The sequence below is a fragment of the Raoultibacter timonensis genome (assembly GCF_900240215.1).
Taxonomy (GTDB): domain Bacteria; phylum Actinomycetota; class Coriobacteriia; order Coriobacteriales; family Eggerthellaceae; genus Raoultibacter; species Raoultibacter timonensis.
On the sequence record NZ_LT964679.1, the window covers coordinates 1,756,978 to 1,781,080 of the forward strand.

Annotated in this window: 16 protein-coding genes and 2 pseudogenes; 5 read left to right on the forward strand and 13 right to left on the reverse strand. The window is 61.0% G+C overall.

Annotated features, from left to right (window positions below; all coding sequences use genetic code 11):
* Positions 1–119: 119 nt before the first annotated feature.
* The 9 genes and pseudogenes from C1722_RS07850 to C1722_RS07895 form a co-directional block, all read right to left on the reverse strand.
* Positions 120–1,496 (reverse strand): MFS transporter, encoded by a 1,377-nt coding sequence (locus C1722_RS07850; RefSeq protein WP_102378739.1) that lies wholly within the window; start codon positions 1,494–1,496, stop codon positions 120–122.
* Between the two features lie 265 nt (positions 1,497–1,761).
* On the reverse strand, positions 1,762–1,959 hold the full coding sequence (locus C1722_RS07855) for a hypothetical protein (protein WP_102378740.1): 198 nt from the start codon (positions 1,957–1,959) through the stop codon (positions 1,762–1,764).
* A 21-nt stretch (positions 1,960–1,980) separates the two neighbouring features.
* Complete coding sequence (locus C1722_RS07860) at positions 1,981–2,334, reverse strand: 4Fe-4S dicluster domain-containing protein (RefSeq protein WP_102378741.1); 354 nt, start codon at positions 2,332–2,334, stop codon at positions 1,981–1,983.
* On the reverse strand, positions 2,309–4,672 hold the full coding sequence (locus tag C1722_RS07865) for a molybdopterin-dependent oxidoreductase (RefSeq protein WP_102378742.1): 2,364 nt from the start codon (positions 4,670–4,672) through the stop codon (positions 2,309–2,311). The genes C1722_RS07860 and C1722_RS07865 overlap by 26 nt, the downstream gene beginning before the upstream one ends.
* Positions 4,673–5,209: 537 nt before the next feature.
* Positions 5,210–5,944, reverse strand: a complete 735-nt coding sequence (locus C1722_RS07870; RefSeq protein WP_180995091.1) for a trigger factor — start codon at positions 5,942–5,944, stop codon at positions 5,210–5,212.
* A gap of 46 nt (positions 5,945–5,990) precedes the next feature.
* A complete protein-coding gene (locus tag C1722_RS07875; RefSeq protein ID WP_102378744.1) occupies positions 5,991–7,577 on the reverse strand; it encodes a response regulator transcription factor in 1,587 nt (528 codons plus the stop codon).
* Positions 7,578–8,139: 562 nt separating this feature from the next.
* Positions 8,140–10,296 (reverse strand): YhgE/Pip domain-containing protein, encoded by a 2,157-nt coding sequence (locus C1722_RS07885; RefSeq protein ID WP_180995093.1) that lies wholly within the window; start codon positions 10,294–10,296, stop codon positions 8,140–8,142.
* Positions 10,293–12,851: a YhgE/Pip domain-containing protein gene (locus C1722_RS07890; RefSeq protein ID WP_102378746.1), complete on the reverse strand. Its 2,559-nt coding sequence runs from the start codon at positions 12,849–12,851 to the stop codon at positions 10,293–10,295. The genes C1722_RS07885 and C1722_RS07890 overlap by 4 nt, the downstream gene beginning before the upstream one ends.
* A gap of 157 nt (positions 12,852–13,008) precedes the next feature.
* Positions 13,009–14,094: pseudogene (locus C1722_RS07895) on the reverse strand (EF-Tu/IF-2/RF-3 family GTPase); the annotation flags it as partial.
* A 285-nt stretch (positions 14,095–14,379) separates the two neighbouring features.
* Between C1722_RS07895 and C1722_RS16950 the strand changes: the two are divergent.
* The 3 genes from C1722_RS16950 to C1722_RS07905 are packed head-to-tail and all read left to right on the forward strand — an operon-like array spanning position 14,380 to position 16,037.
* Entirely contained in the window at positions 14,380–14,529 is a 150-nt protein-coding gene (locus tag C1722_RS16950) for a CD1871A family CXXC motif-containing protein (RefSeq protein ID WP_180995094.1), read from the forward strand.
* A 3-nt stretch (positions 14,530–14,532) separates the two neighbouring features.
* Positions 14,533–15,441, forward strand: coding sequence for a 4Fe-4S binding protein (locus C1722_RS07900; RefSeq protein ID WP_102378747.1), 909 nt, complete (start codon positions 14,533–14,535; stop codon positions 15,439–15,441).
* Positions 15,438–16,037 carry a TlpA family protein disulfide reductase gene (locus C1722_RS07905; RefSeq protein WP_102378748.1) on the forward strand — a complete coding sequence of 200 codons (600 nt, stop codon included), beginning with the start codon at positions 15,438–15,440 and terminating at the stop codon, positions 16,035–16,037. The genes C1722_RS07900 and C1722_RS07905 overlap by 4 nt, the downstream gene beginning before the upstream one ends.
* A 102-nt stretch (positions 16,038–16,139) precedes the next feature.
* Here C1722_RS07905 and C1722_RS07910 read toward each other — a convergent pair whose 3' ends face one another.
* The 3 genes from C1722_RS07910 to C1722_RS07920 all read right to left on the reverse strand — a co-directional run bounded on the left by C1722_RS07910 (position 16,140) and on the right by C1722_RS07920 (position 19,682).
* Entirely contained in the window at positions 16,140–17,441 is a 1,302-nt protein-coding gene (locus tag C1722_RS07910; RefSeq protein ID WP_102378749.1) for an amidohydrolase, read from the reverse strand.
* A 77-nt stretch (positions 17,442–17,518) separates the two neighbouring features.
* Positions 17,519–18,655 (reverse strand): phosphotransferase, encoded by a 1,137-nt coding sequence (locus C1722_RS07915; protein ID WP_102378750.1) that lies wholly within the window; start codon positions 18,653–18,655, stop codon positions 17,519–17,521.
* A complete protein-coding gene (locus C1722_RS07920; protein ID WP_102378751.1) occupies positions 18,642–19,682 on the reverse strand; it encodes an ABC transporter ATP-binding protein in 1,041 nt (346 codons plus the stop codon). The genes C1722_RS07915 and C1722_RS07920 overlap by 14 nt, the downstream gene beginning before the upstream one ends.
* Positions 19,683–19,853: 171 nt before the next feature.
* Between C1722_RS07920 and C1722_RS07925 the strand changes: the two genes are divergently transcribed.
* Complete coding sequence (locus C1722_RS07925) at positions 19,854–20,774, forward strand: nucleoside hydrolase (RefSeq protein ID WP_102378752.1); 921 nt, start codon at positions 19,854–19,856, stop codon at positions 20,772–20,774.
* A 137-nt stretch (positions 20,775–20,911) separates the two neighbouring features.
* Positions 20,912–21,760, forward strand: coding sequence for an Mrp/NBP35 family ATP-binding protein (locus C1722_RS07930; RefSeq protein ID WP_102378753.1), 849 nt, complete (start codon positions 20,912–20,914; stop codon positions 21,758–21,760).
* 309 nt (positions 21,761–22,069) lie between these two features.
* On the opposite strand, the pseudogene C1722_RS07935 reads toward C1722_RS07930, so the two are convergent.
* A pseudogene (locus C1722_RS07935) lies at positions 22,070–23,431 on the reverse strand (GTP-binding protein); the annotation flags it as partial.
* Between the last annotated feature and the right edge of the window lie 672 nt (positions 23,432–24,103).

The window sequence follows — 24,103 nt, forward strand, 5'->3', positions numbered from 1 at the left end:
CTGCAAGCCGGTCGCAGGGTATGCGCCCGGCTTGTAGCGACGCCCGGCCGGCGGGTACCGGCCGAATGGGCCAGACGGCTCTGCCGAAAACAGCTCAGCAGAACCTCGCCACCCTGCGTCTAGTTGCCCGTCGTCTCTTCGGCGATATCGTCGATGTTCATGCCCTTTGCGCCCTTCGGCAGCAGAAGGCCTGCAAGAACGCCGACCAGCATCGGAATGGCGAGCAGGCTGAACAGGACCGTGAAATCGAATCCCATGCCGATAAGCGCCCCCAGCACGATCGGCGAGAAGATGCCCGCCGACTTGCCGAGCGCGACGATGGTCGCAACGCCCGAGTTGCGAAACTCCGTCGGATACGATTCGGACATCATGGGCTGCACGGCCGTGATGGCGTAGTTCAACGCGAAACCCAGGAAGATGAGCGAACCGAGCACGAGCCAGAACGAACCCGTGGCAAACGCCGCGAGGAAGCACGAGAGGATGGAGACGGCGTATCCGAGGATGATGTTGCGCTTGCGCCCGATGGCTTCGGACACGAAGCCCGTCGTGCAGTTCGCGATAACGGCCGCGGCGTTCTGAGCCATGGCCAAGAGGTACGCCGAGGTGATCTCGTAGCCGCGCGCCAACATGATCGACGGCAGCCACGCATTCACACCGTAGATCGTAAAGTTGCCCGCGAAGTAGAGCACCACAAGCGCGAACGTCGTCCTCAAGTACTTGCCCTTCCATACCTCGGCAGGGCTCGCCTTCGCCGCAACGGGCGGCACGATGATGTTCGAACCCTGAAGATCGTAGGGTATCTCCTTGCCCGCACGCTTCTCGATCGTGCGAAGCGTTTTCTCGGCTACGCCGAGTTTGCCGTGCACCGCCGCCCAATGAGCCGATTCGGGCGTGAACTTATGAAACACGAATGCGTAAAGCACCGGGAGAGCCCCGATCGCATAGCATACGTGCCACGACCACAGCTGCACGACGATGGTGCCGACGAGCGCCGACATAACCCAGCCGACGATCATCCACGCCATACCGAACGTGATGAAGAACGATCGCTGTTTCGTTGGCGTGAACTCGGTGAACAACGTTGTCACGATGGGCGTGCACACGCCGAGGAAGAGCCCCGCGATAACGCGGAAAACCGAGAAGATCAGATAGTTCGGTGCGAAGATGCACGGAATGGTGAACAGGCCGTACATGAATGTGCCGATCGTGAGAATCTTTCTGCGCCCGAATCCGTCGGATAAGGGGCCCGCGGCGAACGACCCGACCACGATGCCGATCGTCGACCACGACGACAGGGCGCCCTTCGCGATGTCGTCGACACCGAACTCGAGTGCGATCTGCGTATTCGTATACGAGATGATCATGTAGTCGTAACCGTCGAACATCATGGCAATACCGACGAGGAAGAAAATGGATATAGTGAACTTGTTGACTCCGATGGAGTCGATAGCCTGGGAGATGGTGAACTTCCCAGGGCTTTTCGCTGCTGCACTCATATATTCCGCTCCTTGCAAGATGTCCCGCACGGCCTCGCGTGCCGGCCGCACCGGGATGATGGCAATAGAATCGCTGAGACAAAGAAAACGGTCTGATGTGCTGTTAGTACGTAGTAGCGTGATGTGCTCGGTTTAGGCTCCCCCGCAGCAGCCAAGCACACACCTATGCCCGAGCTCCCCTCATAGACCTTAAACCCTCTCAAGCGAATCGCTGGCGATCCGACAAGGGGCCTTGCGTCCCTTCGGACGCAGGCCCCCGTAAACGCTAGTCTTCCCTCAGGTGACGTTCGCTGTCGTCGATCGGCTTGGTGGCGCCGACGAGACTCTCGTCAACGACCTTCGGGGCGCCGCATTTCTTGCAGACCTCCGCATCGGCGGCGTTGAACGTGTTGCACTCGCCGCACTTCCAGAGGATCTTCACCAACGGAGGCGGCCTGAACCCGCCTTTTTCTTGCTTAGCCATACTCGATTACCCCCTTTCGCTTTACTTTGAGAAAAGCACCATCTTGGGCTTTTCAGCCAGCTTTGCAGCCAGTTCCTCGAGCGTACCGTAGTACATGATTCCGGACTGGCAGTGATGGACGCAGCTCGGAAGCCGCCCCTCGGCCGTGCGCTCGGCGCACAGATCGCACAGATCGGTCGGCAGCGGAAGATAGGTCCACTCCCATTTTCCGAGCGTGTTCTTGCGGGGACCGTCCTCGAGCACCTTGATGCCGTACTGGCCGATCGGTAGATCGAGAACCTTCTTGCACGCAACTTCGCAGGTATGGCAGTTCGTGCAGTACTCGTAGTCGATGAGGATTCCGTACTCGTTAGCCTTCGAATCGGGTGTAGTCATTTCCACCGAAACCTCCTCCCTTGGTAACAATCTCGCTGGGCGAGCAATCGTTTTCTTCCGTCACCTTGTAGCACTTGCACAGCGAGCACTTGTACGGTGCGCCGTAGTGCGTCGGGCCGTAGACGCCCATTGTGGTGAGGTTGTTTGCATTGCAGTCGAACACGCCGTACAGGTTCGGTTCGGCGCCTTCCTGCTCGGGGAACCACCAGCCGTGGCGGGCGCGAACGAGGTTCGGCATGAGACCGGGGGCGATGTGCGCTTGCTGCTTGCACTTGCCGCGCTTGTTCTCGAACCATACCCAATCGCCCTCTTTGATCCCCTGCTCTTCGGCGATCTCGGGCGAGATGTCCGCGATGGCCGTCGGGTGCACTTCGCGCATGGTCGGAAGCTGACGATGCTCGGAATGGAACAGGCCGATATGGCGATGGCCCGACGTGTAGATGTAGGGATACTCCTTGTAGAGCTCGGGCGTGCGCACGGGGCTCTCGTAAGGCTCCATATGATGGGGCAAAGGATCGAATCCCCATACGTCGAACAACGGCGAGTAGATCTCATAGAGGCCGGTCGCGGTCACGAAGCCGGGCTGGCCGTCCTCGCGAAGCAGGCCCTTCTTGTACTTTTCGTACGTCTCGTTGAAGTCCCACCAGTCGTAGACCTTGTGGTTCAGGTCGTCGAAGGTGTAATCCACGCCGTAGCCGTCGTCCTGGATCATATAGGTCAAGAACTCGTGCACGTCGTTGAACTGGTTGAAGAACTTGGGGTTGAAGCGCTTGCCGAGTTCGAGCACCAACTCCTCGTCCATCTTGCAGTCGTAGTAGCGCTCGGCCGAAGCCGTAATGGTGCGCAGCGGCTGCCACCAGGAGCGGAAGCTGTCGCGCTCGACCGACATCGCCACGGGCAGCACGAGATCGGCGAACGCCACGGCGGTGGGGGTCAGATAGTAGTCGACGACGACCGTGTAGGGGACGTTTTTCCATGCACGGTAGATGCGCGGAGCGTCGCCGCCCATGTTGGCGATCGGGTTCGTGCCGTGCACCCACATCATCTGGGGCATATAGGGCTCGCCCGTCTCCATGGCCTCGAGCAGCAGATCCGGCGGGATGAACGGCGTGTAGCCGGCCTTGTGGATCGGCGACTGATCGGTGCCGATACGGCGATCGAGCATTTCCTGGGAGATGAACTCGAGGCCGCAACCGTACTTCTTGGAGCTGTTGTACGCGTAGCGCACGAGCACGTTGCCGCCGGGAACATCGAGGTTGCCGGTGATGGCAACGAGGTCGGAGATCGCAAACGACGCTTCCATGGCAGCGATCTGCATATCGATCGCAAGACCCCACTGCACGCCTGCGGGCTTGGCCGCCGCGTACATACGGGCCGCGTCGATGATATCCTGCTCGTCGAGCCAGCATATCTCGGCGACCTTGTCGGTCGGGTACTCCGCGACGCGCTCGGTGAGCTCGTCGAAGCCGTAGCACCAGTTCTCAACGAACTCGTGGTCGTAGAGATCCTCGTTGATGATAACGTTGAGCATGCCGAGAGCCAGTGCGCAGTCGGTGCCGGGGCGCACCTGCAACCAGATGTCGGCCTTCGAAGCGAGCCAGGTGAGCGCCGGATCGATGACGATGAGCTTGGTGCCCATGCGCATGAGATCGACGAGCCAGTGGCCCATGAACCCGTCGCCGTTCGAAGCAAGCGGCTCGTTGCCCCAAACGACAACGACTTCGGGGCGAACCCAGTCGGGGTTGTCGTAGCGATCGGGATGCAGCTGCGATGCGTCGAGAATCCAGCAATCGCCCTCTTTGAGCAGGTTCGCCGTCATGCGGGGCTGATAGCAGGAATCGGCGGAGAGGAAGCCGAACGACATGTTCGGGCTGCCGAAGACCGCGCGCAGGCACATGGCGCCGTGCCACATGGCGTTGCGACCCGTACCGGATAGGGCGACGATGCCCTCGGGTCCAATTCCGCCGTATTCGTTTTTGATGGTATCGCAGATCTTGCCGTAGGTTTCCTCGAGCCAGTCGAAGGCCTCTTCCCACGTGATGCGCTTCCACTTGTTCTCGCCTTTTTCGCCGTCGCGCAAAAGAGGCCACTTGAGACGATCGTTGTTGTAGATATTCTCGACCATGTTCAGGCAGCGCAGGCACAGACGTCCCTGGCTGTAGCCGAAGTTGGGATCGCCCTCGATCTTTTCGAGCTTCCCGTCTTTGGTGTAGCATAGAACGCCGCACCCGTTGTGGCAACCAGGGCCTGTCCAGACCGAGGTTCGGGTCACTTCATAACCGTCCTCATACCAACGCCAGTCTTCTTTGTAAAGATCTTTGTTGAAATCGTTGATCATGAAAATCCCCCTTTCGTGTAATGAATCCAACCAATGTCAAACTCGTATGCTTCAAAGGCCGCCCGGGCGTCCGCAGAGCCGGTACCCTTGCTTACCGCACCGCATAATCCTTCCCCCGGACATGCGGCAGGCGGCCTTCAAACACCTGCGTCGCGTGCGCCGAAGCGCACGGTGTCGCCCTTACGCGGGCGGGACGGGCGGCTTCNTCGAATGATGGCGGTCTAAAACACATGCGATTCCTCCTTGTACGTCGTGTAGGATGCTGATCGAACTCGTGTAAATGGCTTGGGTGCATTCACGACCGTAACCTACCACCCCGAAGAGGTGCGCCCCTCCCTTCGCGGGTATGAAAAAAGGCGATCTAGTACTGGCGGTTATACGTTTCTCACCCTGGTGAGGGGAACCATGAAAATGGACTTTGACATGGAGTTTCCCAAACCCATGAACCGATTGCCGCAAAGTCTGCGCCGCACGAAAAAGGCCCGGATGCCCAATCGCATCCGGGCCCGCACAAGGCGCGCTGCACGAACCGTCGGCTTATGATTCGTCGCCTTCGGTCTCGACCTCGGCGGTCTCGATCACCCGCCGCATAACCTTCACCCTCGCTGCCGCCTTGCGCGCCTGCTCCACCTTGCCGGACTCGCGCAGTTCCTCGAGGAACCGCGCCGGATCCTCGCACGCGAGGTACTCGGTCAGCTCGGCGTTGGGCACGGTGGTCGCCGTAACCTCCACCATCTTGTCGAGCGCGATGTTGAGCGCAATCTCTCGACGAGCCTCGTCGAGAAGGCTCGCCTCGTACTGTTCGCTTGTCATGTGCGCGTCCTCGAGATAACGGGCGAGCGATACGCCCTGCGCGCAGGCAGCTTCTTCGGTGCGTGCGCGCACCGTTTCGGCATGCGCCTCGATTACGGCCACAGGAATGTCCCCTTCGAGCCTTTCGATCAGCGCCTCTGCGCATTTGGCGTACCTGATCTCATCGAATGCGACCGTCGTCTCTTTGGTAAGGCTCGCCCTGATTGCGTTTCGCACCTCGCCGATCGATTCGTACATCGGCAGGTTCGCTTTCACCCATGCGTCGTCGAGATCGCCAAGCGTCTTGATCGGGCTGTCCTTCGGCGCATTCGCCACGTAGGCGAACAGCTGCGCATCGATATCGTCTTCGGTAACGTCGGAAAGCGGCGGCATCTCGATGCGCACCCGATCGCATGCCGATAAGGAGAACCGCGCAAGATCTATCGGATTCTCGCTGATGGTCGGTTGGTCTGTAGTCATGGTCATCCCTTCGTGGTCTTGTTCGGCGAGCTTCGCCTTGTCCTGTTCATTGGTCCGCAAAATCGCCTTCGTTGCCCTGCCGCTTGTAATCTTCGACAAGGCTCAGCATCTCCTGCGACGAATGCACCCCGAGCTTGTGGTATATGTTCGCGATATGGGTCTTCGCGGTATGGGTCGATATGACGAGCTTCTGCTGTACGTATTCCGCGTTGCGCCCCTTTGCGATGAGGAGGAATATCTCGGTTTCGCGTGGAGAGAGCTTGTATATCCGCGCCACCTCGTTGCAAGTGCGCCTCCAAGGGGTATCGCGCTGTGCCCCGTCGCGCGGCTCGACGCGTGCAGGGCCCGAAGCGTCCTGTACGGCCGCATCGCCTTCGCCGGCCGATCCGGAACCGCTCGCGCGGNCGAGCTTCTCGGTCTCGCGAAACGGCGTAAGCGTCGTGATGACGAGCAACGCGATCGCGATGCCGCTTATGGTGTAGAGCGTCATCGGGTCGCCGTTCGCCAACAGCATGAGCTGCTCGCCCGAAAGGATGCCGAGCGCGAGGCTCAGATACGTGAGCGCCCTTCCTCCCTCTATGAACAGCAAGCCGCGCGTATACAGGCGCTTCGACATGCCGAGCGCGAGAATCATAGCGCCGAAGTCGAAGAGGTTGAACCCCGCAAACATAGCGGTTTCGGCAACCACCTGGTGGACGCTCGTACTGAGAAACGACAGGCTCACGATGCCGAGCACGAACAGAAGCAGCGACAGGCGGTGCATCGTATCGATATCGGAGTTTCCACCGGGATCTTCGGGAATCGCGAATATGAGCACCCCGCAGACGAGAATGCCCAGCAGAACGATCGGATCGTACGCCATGAGCAACGCGACCTCGTTCAGAATGTAGCCGCCCTGAAGGAGCCCGAACACGAATCCGTACACAACCGTCGGCAGCACGGTTTTCAAGAAATGCCGCAGTACCTCCTTGTCGCTCGGCATCGCCGATCGACAAGGCGTCGGCGGCTGCTGTTGAGGCTCGACCGATTGCCAGTTGAACACGAGCGACGCGCCGGCCACGAGCGGAAGGGCCACGGCCGCAATGCATGAAAAAGGATACTGAAGCACGCAGATGAGAAATGCGATGAGCCCGCCGCACATCATGTCGACGGCAAACGATCGGTAGACGAACTCGCCGGCCGCCACCGCGTAATAGCGAAGCCAAAGGAACATGAGAAGCGCCTCGCTGAACCCGAGGGCCGCCGTTACCGCAATCCGCACCAGCGCATCGGCCGGCCCCACGCCGAAAACCGCCACGGCCGAGGCGATGGCGCCGAGAGCACACGCCGCCCCGAGCAGCACCGGCGATGGCATGGTCTTGTTCTTGTGCAGCATGCGGTTGCCCACCAGCGCAAGCAGACCGAACGACACGGCGAGCGCCAAATACAGCGTCAGCTGGCGTTCGAAGAAAAACGGGAAGAAGCCGCCCTCGGGGTCGCCGATGAACAGCGGCGTGAACAAAACGAGATAATGCCATGCGAGCAGGGTTTTGAACCCGAGCATCTTCGCGGTTTTCTTTTCGATCAGAAACGCACTGGAACGCTCGGCCATACAAATCCCCCTTGCTCCGAACCTTAATCTGACTCGTTGCATTATAGGGAATAAGGTACGTCATTTCGCGGACCGACCATATAACCCTGAGTACTAGATTCATCGTTTTCATACCGCAGACAGTATAGAAACAGGCTATTTATCTGGTATCTTACCTTTTGTCCGACGAGGGAAGGAACGCCGTGCCAGGAGGATGCTGGGTATGCAATCCGTTTTGCGGAAAGTGCCAACCCGCCCCTAAAAAATCAGCCCGCTGCCCCGCATGCGGTACCTGCACGATATTCGATCGGCACGACATCATCGAAGGAGCCGATCTTTGCTGCAAGGCGTGCGGTGCCGACATGGCAGCGCTCGTTCGGCCGAAACCCGTACGCTGTACGCACAGCGGTCTCGTCTGCGCATATCCCTGCGGGAAAAGCACCTCGCACCCCGAAGACGGGAGCTATCGCGTCTGCGAGCGCAACACACCCCTAAACGATGCCGGCCCGAGTACCGCAACCGCGCCGGCAGGATCGAACGCCGCCGGCAACGCGACCCGCTAACGCCGGCCGTTCCCGGCTCCGCCCGCTTCGACTCCCCGATCCCGGATCGGCTTGCAACGACCCTACATGAGCTTGGTTTCCTCGAGCTTATCGATCACGAAACGGTTCAAGCGGACAACGGGGTTACGCAGGACGAACCCCAGCAGCAAGGAAGGGATGAGGAAAAGGAGCGTGCATCCGATCTCGATCCAATACTCGTTGCCGTAGATCCCGCCGATGCAGGCATGCATGGCGGCGATGCCGTGCGTGAAAGGCAGAAACGGATACACCGCCTGGAAAAAGCCCGCTGACATCTCGATGGGGAACGTTCCTCCCGAACCCGCAACCTGCATGACGAGCAGCACGACGGCTATCGCCTTGCCCACGTCGCCGAACGACACGGTGAGCGTGTAGATGAGGTTGCAGAACACGAATGCGGCCACCCAACCCGCCAGCATGAAAAGGAGCGGATGCTCGCACTGGATGCCGAGGAAGAACAAATCGCCCAGGCACACAACCGTGCTCTGCAAAAACGAGAGCAGCGCGAATATGCCGAAGCGACCGAGGTAGAGCTGATAGGGCTTTGGGTTCTCGAGCTCGGCAACCCGGCGATCCGACACCGCCACCTTCATCATGGCGACGAGGATGACCGCACCCACCCACAGGGACAGTATCGTGTAGAACGCCGCCATCGCCGAGCCGTTGTTCGCGATGCCGAACACCGCTTGGCGATCCTCGTGCACGGGGGCCGCAAGGAATCGGGCCATGCCGTCAAGATCCGACCCGACGATCGATTTGATCTTTTCGACATCGCCGCTCTGCGCGGCCTCCTGCAGCTCGGTGCGATTCGAGCCGAGCTTTTCAGCCGAAGCCTTCAGCGTATCAGCGGCCTCCTGCAGCGCCCCTTGGGCCGATTCGAGATCGTCGGCAAGCGAGCCGGATAGCTGCGAGAGCCCCTCGGTCGCCGCATCGAGGCTGTCGGCGACCGACGAGGAGGACGAGGCGATTTCGCCAAGTTCCGATTCGAGCTCTTCGATCTGGCTTTCCAGCTGCGTCTCGTAGCTCCACTGCACGCCCGCCATGCTCTGTTTCGCCCGGTCGATGAGATCGCGAACCGCCGCACGCTGGCTTTCGACATCGGACGAGGCGCCGGAAAGCGTCCGGGCCATCTCGTCGACACGTGTTTTGAGCGAGCGCTGCGCTTCGATTGCGCGGTCGAGCTCGGCAATTGCGGGATTGCCGGGATCGGCCTGCGCGAGCGCATCGCGCGCCCGCTCGGACCCATCGATCAGCCCCTGTATCTCGACCGAGGCCTCGTCCAATCCCCCGACCGCACCGCTTGCGCCCGCCGACAGATCGTCGAGCGCCCGATCGATGCCCGCGGAAACCTCATCGTAGCCGGCAATGCTTCGATCGAACGCCTCGCGGACGATCGCGGTGAGCTCCGAAAGCGAAGCGCGAACATCCGAAAGTCCCGACTGGGAGGACGATATCAGCGCCTGCGCATCGGTTTGCGCGCTGCCCGTTTCCTCAAGAATGCCCGAGGTCGAATCGATGAGCGCCGTCGTCGAGCCGACGAGCGCCGCGAACGCGGCCATGCGCTCGGCCGAATCGGAAAGCGTGTCCACTGCAGCGCCGAGCTGGCGATCGAGCACCGAAACGTAGCTCGTCACCTCATCGCCGCTCATGAACGAAAGCAAGTCGTTGGTGGTTTTCAGACCAACCTCGGCAACCGTCTGGGCAAACGTCTCGTCGATGCTTCCCTGTATCGTGCTCGCGCCCTTCTCGGTTACGCGTGGTGCGATGGCGTTTTCTTTCTCGTTGGAGTAGTAGACGATGCTCGAGTGCTGCATGTCGGGCGAGAACAAGGTCATCATATCGGCGCTGAAGCTTTCGGGGATGACGATGGCGGCGTAGTATGCGCCCGACCGCACGCCTTCGACAGCGGCCTCCTCATCGGTAAAGACCCAGTCGAACTCGTCGTCGGCCCGCAGAGCGGATACCACCGAATCGCCGACGTTCACCTCGAGCGGCACCAGATCGCTTTGATACCCCGCGTCCTCGTTCGCCACGGCAACCTTGAGCCCCTGGGTATTGCCGTAGGGATCCCAGCTGCCGGCGATGTTGAACCATGCGTACAGCGCGGGCACCACGATGAGGCCCACAAGCACGATTGCGCCGATGACGTTCTTCGTCGCGTGGGTCAGATCCCCGTACATGATGCGCAGGATGTTCTTCACGGGCGATCACGCTTTCCGCTGTCCGCCTGCAAAACCACATGCTCGCGCAGCTTTTGCTCGAGATCGGCATCGTCGAGCGTGCTCATGTCAAGCTGGTAGCGAAGGCTGTCGTGCAGGTATTCGACCACGATGAGGTACGAGATCACCGCGATGAGCGAGAGTATCCAGAACACGAGCATGACGATCTTGGTGTCCACGTCGACATCGAACAAAGACATCACGACAAGGATCAGCACCGGCAACGCAAAGACGAGAATCCAGCCCACACGGATGAGGCGCGGATAGTTGCGGTAGAACCGATCGGCGCGCGCAAGCAGCTTCGCGCGGTACGCGTCGGTATCGAGGAGCACTTTGATCACCGTGCGCAGCCGGTAGCGCGTGCGGGGCAGGTTGTTCTGCTCGCACACCATGATATCCGTTTCGGCGAGCTTGCGATCGAACAGGAGGTTCAGGTTCAGCAGGTACGGTCGCGCCACGAGCCCGATGAGCAGCGCCACAGGTAGGAATAAAGCGAGATGGGCCAGATTGAACGCATAGGTTAAGCCGTACATGCCGCCCACCGCCTCGCGCAACGCACCGATGCCGTAGGTAAACGGAAGGAACGGATGCACCGCCTGAAAGAACGCGGGCATCATTTCCACGGGGTACATGCCCGACGAACCGGGAATCTGCATGATGAGCAGTACCACGGCAACCGCCTTGCCGATATGCTTGAACGTGCTCGCAAGGGCGAAGATGACGGACACGTACACGAACGACGTGAACATGCCGGCAGCCAAATACGCAACCGGGTCGAGGCACTGCACGCCGATGGCCAAATCGCCCGCACACACGATCGCCGCCTGCACAAGACCGAGCAGCACGAACAGAAGCCACCTTCCGAGATAGGCTTGCGTAGGCGAAAACGAGCGCACACCCTCGCGATCCACTTCGAGCTTGAATATGGCGATCAGGATGAAGCCGCCGACCCAAAGCGCAAGGTTCGTATAGAAGGGGGCGACGCCCGACCCGTACGGCGAAACCGGGTAGATCGCCACGTTTTCGAGGGTGACCGGCGACGACATGAAGCTTGCCGCATCTTCGGGATCGATGCCGAGAAGCGCCGAAAGCTCGTCGAGCGAGGCCGAGTCGTTCAACGCCGATAGATCGGTGACCGTTCGGGACAGCTCGTCGCGCATCTCCGCAAGCGACGAGCTTGTAGAGGATACGACCTCCTTCGTCTGGTCGAGCGTCCCCGAAAGCTGATCGAGGAGCGCGCGGGCCTGCTGTATCGTCGGCTTCAGCGACGATACGGTGCCCGCAAGGCCGCCTGACACCTGCGAAAACGAATCGAGCCCCTCGGAGAGCTTCGGCAGAACCTCGGCAGAGATGCGGCGCTGCGCCTCGCCCGCCGCAGCAAGGCCGTCTTGAACCGATCCGTCAACGGCATCCGAAGCCGACGCCGCAGCATCGGCGATTGCCGCGATATCGCCGCTCAAGATCTTGAGGCTCTCGATGGTCTGACGATGCTGCTCGTTCTGCGCTTCGAGCTCGGCGATCACGTCGGCAAGCTCGGGGTGCTGGGCAACCTGGCCCCTGAGCTCGTCGATGATCCCCTCGTTGCCGTCGACGAGCGCGCCCATATCGGCCAGGGCGGCATCGACGCCGCCCTGCAGCTTTGCCACGTTGCCCGAAAACGCGCCGATGGCGATGTTCGCCTGCGTCGAAGCATCGCCGAGAAGCGTTCCGCCCTCGCTGATAGCCTGGGAAATCGACGCATCGAGCTCGCGAGCCGACTGACGCACATCGCCCAGAAGCGCCGTACTCCGATCAAGCGCGTCGGCGATAACGGGGATCCGCTCTTCGAGATCGTCGAGCGTTTGGCGCGTGTTATCGAGCGGGCTGCGCGAATCTTCGATGGTCGAATCGATGCCGTCGAGCAACGCCCGAACGCGATCGATGGCTCCGTTCGTCTCATCGACGCTCGCAGCAAGCCCCTCGCTCGCTTCATCCGACCTGTCAAGCATCGAGGTGCCCGCGTTCTGGGCCATCTCGATGACGGTCTTGCTGACCGTGGAGACGAACGTCGAGTTGATCTGCTCTTCGATGGTGGCGGCACCGGTATCGGTGACCTTCGGTGCCACGGCGTTCTTCTTCTCGTTTACGTAATAGGCGATCGTCGGCTGCTCGAAATCGCCGGTGAACACGCTTGCGAGATCCTCGCTGAAATCGGCGGGAATAACGATGGCGGCGTAGTACGTGCCCGACTCGACCCCCTCGCGCGCTTCGTCTTCCGATACGAACTCCCACGTCAGATCATGGTTGTTGCGCAGCTCCTCAACCACTTGGCCGCCCGCATCGAGGTTTCCCGCAATATCGCTCTGCACGCCACGATCGTTGTTGCTCACCGCAACGCGGATGCCCGCAGTATTCGCATACGGATCCCAATTTGCCGCAATGCAGTACCACGCGTAGAGGGAAGGTATGACGCATACGCCCACGACGATGATCATTGCCACGGGATTGCGCAACAACCTGCGCAGATCGCGGAACAATATCTGGAAAACGGTTCTCATGGGCGCTTATCTTGTCGACGTTGGATACTGATAGCCGAGGTTAGACCATCGGCCGAAGCGACGCAAGGGTTCCGGTAAAAATAAGCGCCGCCCGCGCGAAGCGGACGGCGCTCGTAGCCAGGCTCGCAGAACCGTACGGCTGCCCGGCGAAACCCCGCTAATTGTTGCCGGCTGCGCGGGCCGCCTGGTACTCCTCGGCAAGCTTCTTCTGCACGTCGTGCGGAGCCTCTTCGTAGCCCTCTATCTCGATGTAGTACGAACCGCTCCCGCGCGAGATCGAACGCAGGTCCTTGGTGTAGGTGACCACTTCGGCGTAGGGCACGCGCACCATGATGACGGTTTCCCCCGCATCGTTGGAATCGGTGCCGACGATGCGCCCGCGACGGGTCGAGATATCGCCCATGACCGCACCCGCGTACTCCTCGCCGACCACGATGTCCATATTCGCCATCGGCTCCAAGATGACCGGATCGGCCTTCTCGCACGCAGCTCTGAAGCCGATGCGTGCGGCGGTTTTGAACGCCATTTCGTTCGAGTCGACCGCGTGGTAGGAACCGTCGAACACGGCGCATTTGATATCGACCATGGGATAGCCCGCAAGGAAGCCCTCGGCCATAGCGTCCTGCACGCCCTTGTCGACTGCGGGAATGTAGCTGCGAGGAATCTTGCCGCCCACGATCTCGTCGAGGAACTCGTAGCCGCCGCCCGGGTTGGGCTCGAGGCGCAACCAGCAATCGCCGAACTGCCCGGCCCCGCCGGTCTGCTTCTTGTGGCGGCCCTGCGCTTCGGCAACCTTGCGGATGGTCTCGCGGTACGGCACGCGCACCGGTACGAGCACCGCCTCGACGCCGTTCTGCTCCTTCATGCGGGCGATGATGGTATCGACCTGCGTATCGCCCATGGCAGTGAGCACGGTCTGGTGCGTCTCCTCGCTGCGGCTGATGCGTACCGTCGGATCGTTCTCGGCTACACGGGCGAGCGCGGTTCCGAGCTTATCCTCATCCTTCTTGTTGGCGGCCTCGATGGCCACGGGGTACTGCGGCGTAGGCATGGGCAGCGGATCGATGGCCAGATCGCCCGATTTGGAAAGGGTATCGCCGGTTTTCGCGTCGGTGAGTTTCGGGACGACGATGATGTCGCCCGCCTTCGCGCTTTTCACGTCGTTGGATTCCTTGCCCATCATGACGTAGAGGTGGCCGAGGCGGTCCTTCTTGCCCGTGCGGGAATTGATGAGTTCCATGCCCGNACGGGCAGCCCAAAAGCCGCCTCGGCGGTGCGGCCCGCATCGCGGCGGGAGGCGTGTGCACGCTCGTCGGCGTTCCCATGCTCATTTTGCCCGGGCCCGGCCTGCTCGCCATCGGAGGCGGAATCTACCTCATGGCAAGCGGGGCGAAACGGTTGTTCGGGAAATAGGCTCCTGCAGGCGGCAGGCGTCCTGCAGGCGACACCCCTGTCGAAAGACGCGCCTATCGGGTAACGGTTCCTCGGCGGGATCGACCAGCCGGCAACCCTACGTTACAATGCCACCATGAAACAATTAGCAAAACGCATACCTTGGTGGCTCGTCGTTCTCGTACTCGCCGCCATCCTGATCGCACTCGGCATCGCGCAGGGCGATTTTCAGGACACGCTGCGCAAGGCGGCGCTCGTCTGCTACGAATGCATCGGGATCGGATAGCCGATGGGTCCGATCGCGCGCTTCAAACGCTCTATCATCCAGCTGCTCGCCGCCCTGCTCTACAACCTCAACTTCGAGGGCTTCGCAACGGGCACCATCTACCAGGGAGACACGAAAGGCGTCTGCGTTCCCGGGCTCAACTGCTATTCATGCCCCGGCGCCATCGGGGCATGCCCCATCGGCTCGCTGCAAGCAGCGCTCGTCGCAAGCGACCAACGGCTTCCCCTCTACATCATCGGAACCATCCTCGCTTTCGGCGCGCTTCTCGGCCGCACGGTATGCGGTTGGCTCTGCCCGTTCGGCTTCATCCAAGACCTACTCGACAAGGTACCGCTTCCCAAAATCAGAAAGGGCGCCTGGAGCCGTGCGTTCTCCTGGGGCAAGTACGTCATCCTGTTCGGCCTCGTCATCGTTGCGCCGATTGTGCTCCTCAACGCTACGGGCATCGGCACGCCGGCGTTTTGCGCCTACCTCTGCCCCGCTGGCACCCTTGAAGCGGGCATTCCGCTCGTCGCCATGAACGAGGATCTTCGCTTCATGCTCGGAGCGCTGTTCGACTGGAAGGTCGGCGTACTTGTAGCGCTGCTCGCCGTCTCGCTGTTCGTCTACCGTCCGTTCTGCCGGTTTTTCTGCCCCCTCGGCGCGCTGTATTCGTTTTTCAACCGGTTCGCGCTTCTGCGCTACCGCGTCGACGAGGAGGCCTGCACCAGCTGCGGAGCATGTCTCGACGTATGCAAGGTCGATATTCGCAGGGTAAGCGATCGGGAGTGCATACAATGTGGAGCCTGCGTAACATCGTGCAAAACGAGCGCCATCCGATTCTCGCTTCGTGATATGCTAGCAAACAACTTACATATAGACGGCTCTCGACGCGACGATGCGCCGTCCGAACGCGAGGAGCAGAGATCATGATACGTACCGCACGCTCGAATGCGCACCGAGCCCTTGGGCTCGTTCTTGCGCTCGCCCTTTCGCTCGCCGCACTGGCTGGCTGCTCGGCGCCGGCCGCCGAAACGGATCGGGGTTCCGCAGGATCAAGCGGTTCGGCAAACGAGAACGGCTCTGCGCAGGCTCAGAAAAAGGCCAAGGTCGAGGAAGGCGTCGAAGCGCCCGATTTCGAGTTCGAAACCATGGACGGGCAAACCGCCGAACTCTCCGACTACCGGGGAAAGGTGGTCGTACTCACCTTCTGGGCAACTTGGTGCGGATACTGCATGCGCGATATGCCGGAGCTCGATAAGATCGATCAAGCTTTCGACAGCGTGCAGATCGTCGCCATCAACCGCGGCGATCGCAATGCCGATGCCCAGGCCAAAGCGGAAGAACTCGGATACGATTTCGCCTGGGGACTCGACGAAGACGGCGCGATAGAGGCGCTCTACCCCGCAAGCGGCATCCCCTACACCGTCGTCATCGACGAGAACGGCGTCGTGTCGACCGTGTTTGCGGGAAGCGCACAGGACATGTACTCGTATCTCGAGATGGCGGTCACCAAAGCCGGAGCTTAGCGAGCCGAGTAAAGCGCGTATCCGTATGCAGAAAGGCCGCCGACATGCGATCGGCGGCCTTTCGTCTGGCTGCTTATCGAGGCGCTTGCCCCGCCCAGCCGCTTACAACGACGAGATGATGCGGCGGGTACGCACCTCCACCTCGGCCTTTGCGCGCTCCACGTCGATGGTTTTCCATTCGCCGTCGCGATAGAGCACCTCGCCGTCGACCATCGTCAGGCACACGTCGCCGCCGTGCCCGGCGAACACGAGGTTGTTGAGATAATCGGTCGAGGGGCACCACGAGGGTCCGCTCGCGTCGAGCACGGCCAGATCGGCCTTCGCGCCGATCGCGATCCGGCCGCAATCCTCGCGCCCCTGGGAAAGAGCGCCCATGCGCGTTGCCGCCCGCATCGCCGCAGCGGGCGACACGGCGGTCGGATCGAGGCTTGCACCCTTCTGGGTAAGCGCGAACACGTAGAGATCCTGGTACAGGTCGTGGTTGTTGTTCGATGCGACGCCGTCGGTGCCGAGCGCCACGTTCACGCCCCGCTCCAGCATGCGGACGATCGGCGCGAAGCCGCTCCCGAGCTTCATATTCGAAACCGGGTTCGCAGCCACGAACACGCCGCGTTCGGCAAGGATGTCGATGTCGCCCTCGTCAACCCATACGCAGTGCGCCGCAGTCACGGGAACGTCGAACACACCGAGGCTGTCGAAATAGCGCACGGGCGTCAAGCCGCCATGACGTTCTTTGCATTCCTCGTGCTCCGATTTCGTCTCCGAAACGTGCACGTGGATGCCGAGGCCCTTCTCTTTCGCGATGCGCGCGATGTCGGCTGCGACGGTGGGGGTCGAGAGATATTCGGAATGGATGTTGTAATCGATGCGAATGCGTCCGTCGGCACTGCCGTGAAACTCGCGGACGAGCTCTTCGTTGACCGCGCAATCGGGATATTCGGCATACGGCTTATCCTCGAAGGCGATAAGACCCTCGCACGAGTTCATCTTCATGCCGCACTCCGTGACCGCCCGGATGCGCTCGCGGGAATGGTAGTACATATCGGAAAAGCTCACCGTGCCGTAACGGAGCATCTCGGCGCAGGCGAGCATCGTCGCCCAATAGGCGTCCTCACCGCTGATCTTCGCCTCGAAGGGAAACACCCGGTCGTTCAGCCACGTTTGCAACGGCAGGTTCTCGGCGTAGCCGCGCAAGAGCGTCATGGGCGCATGGGCATGGGCGTTGTACATGCCGCAAACGAGCAGCTTCTCGTCGCCGTCGTACACCTCGCCGTACCGTGCTGCTTCCGCAGGCGACGGCGCTTCGGCGCCGATGTATTCGATGCGCCCATCGATAACGCCGACCCACCGGTTCGTCTGCACCTCGAAGTGCTCGTCGAGTATCGCGATATCGGAAAACAACATGGGCAACTCCTTATCTCGTTTCGCGGGCCGTCGCGCCCGCAAGCCAGTACTATATCACTCTCGAGCGTCCGTCTTGCTCAACGGCGCGGTGCGCCGCCTTCAGGCGAAAGCCCGAAGAACTCCCGTTCGACGAACGAGAGAAACGGATCGCCGAGATACGATTCCACCTTGCCGAGCGTATAGGCGTCGGCTACCGATCGCTCGCCGCTCCGATGCTGGGCGTAGGCCATCGCACACCAGGTAAGCCCGCGCAAACAGGTAATCGTCAGGTAAGCGGCCGTGCGATCGCGAAGCGAGGCAAGCGAAAAGCGTCCCGCAACCGCGTGTTCGTACGCCTCGATGAAACGATCGACGTCGCGGGCATCGAGCACCGTTTCGGTTTTCCAAAACGTCGTCGTCGGCGCAAGGAAGTGCGCGAGATCCTGCTCGACCTCGCCCGCCACGGGTTTTTCCCAATCCACCAGATAGCTTGTGCCCCGTTCGTTGATCAGGAAATTGCGGGAGTTGAGCTCGGTGCTCACGATATGGCGGTGCGCGGGAACGCGGGGCTCGCATGCAACCTTCCGCGCATGTGCGAACAGGCGGTCGATGCGGTCCAGCGTCGTGCGGTCCGCCCCCGCCCAGCGACGATAAACGCGAAACATCGCCTCGCATTCGTCGATGACGGCTCCCAGGGGATCATCGGGCGCGACGAGACCGTGGCCGTCCGACAGCGCCACGGCATGCACATCGGCGAGTACTTCGGCGGCAACGTCCAAATCGGCATCGTAAGACAGCGGGCGGCCGTCGAGCCATTCCTCAACGAGCACGCCCTTGCCGAAATACGACTTCGACGAATCGACGAACAGAACGCGCGGCGTCCGGCCGCTCGGTTCGAGCAGCGTCAGGGCGTGGGCCTCGTAGCCGATCTGATCGTCGAGATGCATCTGCGATCCGAGGTTGACGCGGAACAGGAGCTTTCTTCCCGTAACGGGATGGACGAAAGAGAAGTTCGCGTTGTACTCGCCCCGCGCAAGCGGCCGCACTTCGATCGGCGCGCGCTCGGGCAGATCGAGTGCCGTGCGAGCAGCGGTGTTCCGAACGAGGTACGCTTCAACCTCACGCGGATCGAGGCCGTCGGGCGAAGCCGGCGCCCCGCACGTTTCCGATGCGCCGAGCGCCGCATCGACGCAAGTCCGCTTCGCTTGACGGCTCGCCGTCTCATCGATCGCCATCGTCGCCACCTCTTCCCGGATACACGAACACGCCCGCCTCGTCGAACGCCACACCGACAAGGCAGCCGGCGGAAATCGGCGACGACGAGGGAACGGTCAGCGTCTGGTCCCCAAGGTCGATTCGAACCAGATGCGTCGAGCCGCGGTACACGCAGCACCGGACCGAGAAGACCGGCGGCATGCCCTCGTCGATGAAGGCGGCGTTCTGCCGTATCACCGCCGTCGCAGAGCCGCACCGCACGCCTTGCGCCGGAAGGCTCAAGGGCCCCGCGGAGAAGACACCGCCCTCAACTGCACCCGCGATCGTCGAGCAACCGCCGAAGCATGCGGCAATCTCGCTTGTCGCCGGATGCTCGAACAACTCGTCAGGCATGCCCTGCTGTTCGACCCTGCCCCCGCTGAGGTACACGATGCGGTCGGACATCTCTATGGCCTCGATCGCATCGTGGGTCACCATGATGGTCGTCATGCCGAATTCGCGGTGGAGTTTCAGCACCAGCGAGCGCATGTCGTCGCGCAGGTGCTCGTCGAGCCCCGAGAAAGGCTCGTCGAGCAACAGCACCTGCGGCGTTGCCGCAAGGGCGCGCGCCAAAGCAACGCGCTGCTGCTGTCCGCCGGAAAGGCTCGACACCTCGCGCTTTCCGAATCCGTCCAGTTGCACGTGGGAGAGAAGCTCACGTGCCCGATCGAGGCGCGCTGGTTTTTTCATGCCGCGCATCTTGCAGGGAAACGCAACGTTTTCCTCGACGTTCATGTTGGGAAACAGCCTCATGTCCTGGAACACGTAGCCGACATTGCGCTTGTGCGCCGCAACTCCGTCGATCGCGCGTCCATCGAAGGACACCGAGCCGCCGTCCTGCACGAGAATGCCCGCGATTATCTTGAGAAGCGTTGATTTGCCGGCGCCCGAAGCCCCGAGCAGCGAAAGAAATTCCCGATCGTGCGCCTCGAACGACACGCTATCGAGTACACGTTTGGCGGGTTTCGTTCCCAAATCGATCGTTATGTCGGACACCGTTAGTCTCATACGGACGGGCAACTCCTTNCCCTTCTTCGCATGCCGCCCGGCAGCCGAAACCCGTTTTGCCCCGACGCAACCGACGATGCCATGCGCTTCCCAAATAGCTTGTTTTAGTCTATTATAAGATTATATCTATTAGTTGGTAGTTGCAAGCCTATTTCTGCAAACGGAGGTTTCATGGATCAGCCGCACGGTGCCGCAAAGCGCATTATCTTCGATTCCGATACGACCATGGGCCTCGCCGACTGCGATGTCGATGACGGGTTGGCCATTCTGTTCGCGATGGGGTGCATTGCAACGGGAGCACCCGTCTCGATCGAGGGCATATGCGCAAGCTACGGAAACAACACGCTCGAAGCAGTGTACGCGAACACCCTCGAGATCGCCGACGCGTTCGGACTGAACGCGCCTATTCTTAAGGGCGCCGCGGACAAAGAGCACCCCGACTCCGAAGCCGCCCGGTTCATCGTCGATGCTGCGCACGCAAACCCCGGCGAGCTTTCACTGGCCGTTACAGGTTCGACCACCAACCTCAAAGGCGCCCTTGCCATCGATCCCGACGTGCTCTCGCTCTATCGCGAAGTCGTGCTCATGGGAGGCATAACCCGTACGCTCGTCTTCAACGGCACCATCATGGACGAGCTGAACCTCTCGTGTGATGCACAGGCTACCGAGATGATCTTCGATGCAGGCAGGCGCGGTGCCGCCATCGTCGTGGCAACCGCGAACAACTGCCTGCCCGCCTCGTTCAAACGAACGGATTTCCTCGCCCGCATAGACTCCGGCACAGAAGGCGGCGGCACGGTCCGAAACCTATGCGCATCGTGGTTCGACACGATGAAACGCTGGTACGGGCTCGATGAGTTCTGCTGCTGGGATGTACTCGTACCCGCCTATATCCTCATGCCCGCCCTGTTCGAAGATTGCCCGTTCGATGTCGTACTCGACCCCCGGCTTCTTTCGGCAGGGTTTCTCGAGCCCGCCTTCCCCGGAGCCCCCGCAGCGCGCATCAACGCACCCCGCATCGCCGATGCGCAAAGGTTCTGCGAAGAAACCTACCGCCTGTGGGAAGCGGCCATCGCCACAATAGATGGCTGAAAGCGGTTCGACCGGCAAACTTTGTGATACCATACCGCGTGTTACAAGATAGAGCTTGCGCGCCGAGCTGCAAGACGAGAAGCGCGCAGCCTGGTTAGGCAGCGCCCGGGTTCGGGCGAAAGAAAGAGGGAAGAGCAATGGCAGAAGAATGCACACACGAATGCTCTGGCTGCGGGGTGTCCGATTGCGGGGATCGCAGCCAGCCGGTCGACCACACGCTCAAACCGAACGACCAATCGACGATCAAGCACGTCATCGGCGTTGTTTCGGGTAAGGGCGGCGTCGGCAAATCGCTCGTTACGAGCCTGCTCGCAAGCAGCATGCAGAAAAAGGGGTTCAAGGTCGGCATCCTCGACGCCGACGTGACGGGTCCGTCCATCCCCAAGACGTTCGGCATCACCAATCCGCTTTCCGCCGATGCGAACGGCATCCTGCCGGCGCAGACGCAGAGCGGCATCAAGGTGATCTCGACCAACTTGATGCTCCCCGAAGACGATATGCCCGTCGCATGGCGCGGCCCGGTCGTCTCCAACGCGGTTCGCCAATTCTTCAACGAGGTGAACTGGGGCGAAATCGATTACCTGTTCGTCGACATGCCTCCGGGAACGTCCGACGTTCTGCTCACGGTGTTCCAATCGCTGCCCGTCGACGGCATCGTCACCGTGTCGGCTCCCCAGGAGCTCGTTGCGATGATCGTCGGCAAAGCGGTGAACATGGCCAAGAGCATGGAGGTCCCGGTTCTCGGTCTCGTGGAGAACATGGCGTACTTCACCTGCCCCGATTGCGGCAAGAAGCACCATATCTTCGGTGATCCCCAAGGCAAAGAAGTCGCCGAGCGCTACGAGATTCCGGCGTATGCCACCCTTCCCATCGACCCCGAGTTCGCGCGCCTGTGCGACGCGGGCAAAGTCGAGGAATACGATGTCGCCGATGCCCTCGACCCGATTGTCGAACAGATCGAAAAAGCCGAATGGAAGGCCGAATAGGCCGAACCGATCGCGCAGCGCGCAACGAAGCTGCAGCCACGTACAACCACAGGTGTAGCCCATGCGGTTCTCGAAGCTGACCGCATGGGCTTTTTTGGTTTCTTTGCTTGAAATAACGTCCATCGGTTACTATGAACCAAACACGTTTACATCGCCCGGGAAAACCTCCCGGGGCGTTCTTTGCCTGCGAGGAGCCGGACCCATGAACCACGACACCGGAACGCTCGACGAACACCGTCCGAGAAGAGATCTCAGCCGCCGCGCCTTCTTGGGGCTCGGGGCCGCCGCAGCCGTCACCGCAGGCGCAGGCCTCGCCNTGATGGTATCGACCTGCGTATCGCCCATGGCAGTGAGCACGGTCTGGTGCGTCTCCTCGCTGCGGCTGATGCGTACCGTCGGATCGTTCTCGGCTACACGGGCGAGCGCGGTTCCGAGCTTATCCTCATCCTTCTTGTTGGCGGCCTCGATGGCCACGGGGTACTGCGGCGTAGGCATGGGCAGCGGATCGATGGCCAGATCGCCCGATTTGGAAAGGGTATCGCCGGTTTTCGCGTCGGTGAGTTTCGGGACGACGATGATGTCGCCCGCCTTCGCGCTTTTCACGTCGTTGGATTCCTTGCCCATCATGACGTAGAGGTGGCCGAGGCGGTCCTTCTTGCCCGTGCGGGAATTGATGAGTTCCATGCCCGGTTCGAGGACGCCCGAAATGACCTTGACGAAGCTCATGCGGCCCACATAGGGATCCGACAGCGTCTTGAACACGAAGCACGCGGGCTCGCCCGCCTCGTCGATGAACGTCTCTTCCCCGTTGGCCAAACGGAAGCGCCCGTGAGCGCGCGGCGAGGGGAAGTAGGTGGCTATATCCTCCATGAGGCCCTGTATGCCCTGCTTGATGATCGTCGATCCCACGAACACGGGGATGAACAGCTCCTGCGCGATCGCCTTGTCGAGCAGATCTTCAAGCTCGCCCTGGGTCAGCTGCTCCTCGCCGTCGAGGTACTTCATCATGAGTTCGTCGTCGGCCTCGGCCACGAGATCGCAGAGCTTGTCGCGCGCGACGATGGCGGCATCGGCGTACTCGTCGGGGATATCGACCACGTGCTCGCTCTCGCCTTCGAAGTAGCGCGCCTTCATGCGGATGACATCGATGACGCCCTTGAAATCGGCGTCGACGCCCATGGGGATGGTAACCGCGCCCAAACGCGATCCGAAGCGCGCATGGAGCGTCGCCATGGCCGAATCGAAGTTCGCGTGCTCGCGGTCGATATGGTTGATGAAAACGGCACGCGACAGGCGCATATCCTCGGCCTCGTACCACAGCTTGGTGGTCATAACCTGCGGTCCGGCAACGGCATCGACGACGAACAGGGCCATTTCGGCCGCCTGCATGGTCGCGAGCGTATCGCCTACGAAGTCGGGGTGCCCGGACGTGTCGAGCACGTTGATCTTGAAGTCTTTGTAGGGAATGGGGGCGATCGATGTGCCGATCGTGAACTTGCGCTTGATTTCCTCGTCGTCGTAATCGAGGTAGGATTTCCCATCGTGAGTCGTGCCCATGCGGGGCGTTTTGCCGGAGACGTGCAGCATCGCTTCTGCAAGAGAAGTCTTGCCAGCGCCGTCTTGCCCCACAAGCACAATGTTGCGCACGTGTTCGGTAGCAGGAGCTGCCATAATGACCACCAACTTTCCTGTTGCGTGGCCCGCGCCTTTTGTTTATTCCCAAGGCGCGAACCACTGTCGAGCCTTACACAAACAAAGCAACCTGGAAGTACAAAAACAGTACGGCACCTAGTGTAACCCAAATGAGGCCTTCGACAAGCGAGAATGCCGTGCGAACCGCAAGCAAATCACGGCCGGCCGAAGCGGTGCGCGCGGCTGCCGCTCGAGTACGCCGAAACGCCTTGCGACGTCCGCGCCAGCAAGCGCGTTCCCAAATCCAGAGCCTGCCGTCAAGCCATCGTCGACATGCGTCCGCCCGAAGCTTCAGATCGCAGATTCGCACCGGACGCCGGGAATCGAAACCGGCATGTTCCCGTGGGGACTCCTCTGCTGCAAAAACCCTGCGAGGGCATGCCTAAGGCGGTTTAACGGCGGAGACCCCTTTTCATGTATGAGATTTCATGTATGAGATTTACGATTGTGAACCCGGAAAGGTAAGAAGCGCCAATGTTGACCTGTGTTTTCATGCATCTGCATAGAATTATCTCCCTAAAATCAGACTTTTTGGGTTCACAATCGCAAATCTCATGCACTCCGAGGCTTTTCGGCGTTGATCCACCGTTGACGGAACCTCCGTTTCGGGACGGCGAAAAGGGATCCCGCTCTATGACGCGACCGTCGACG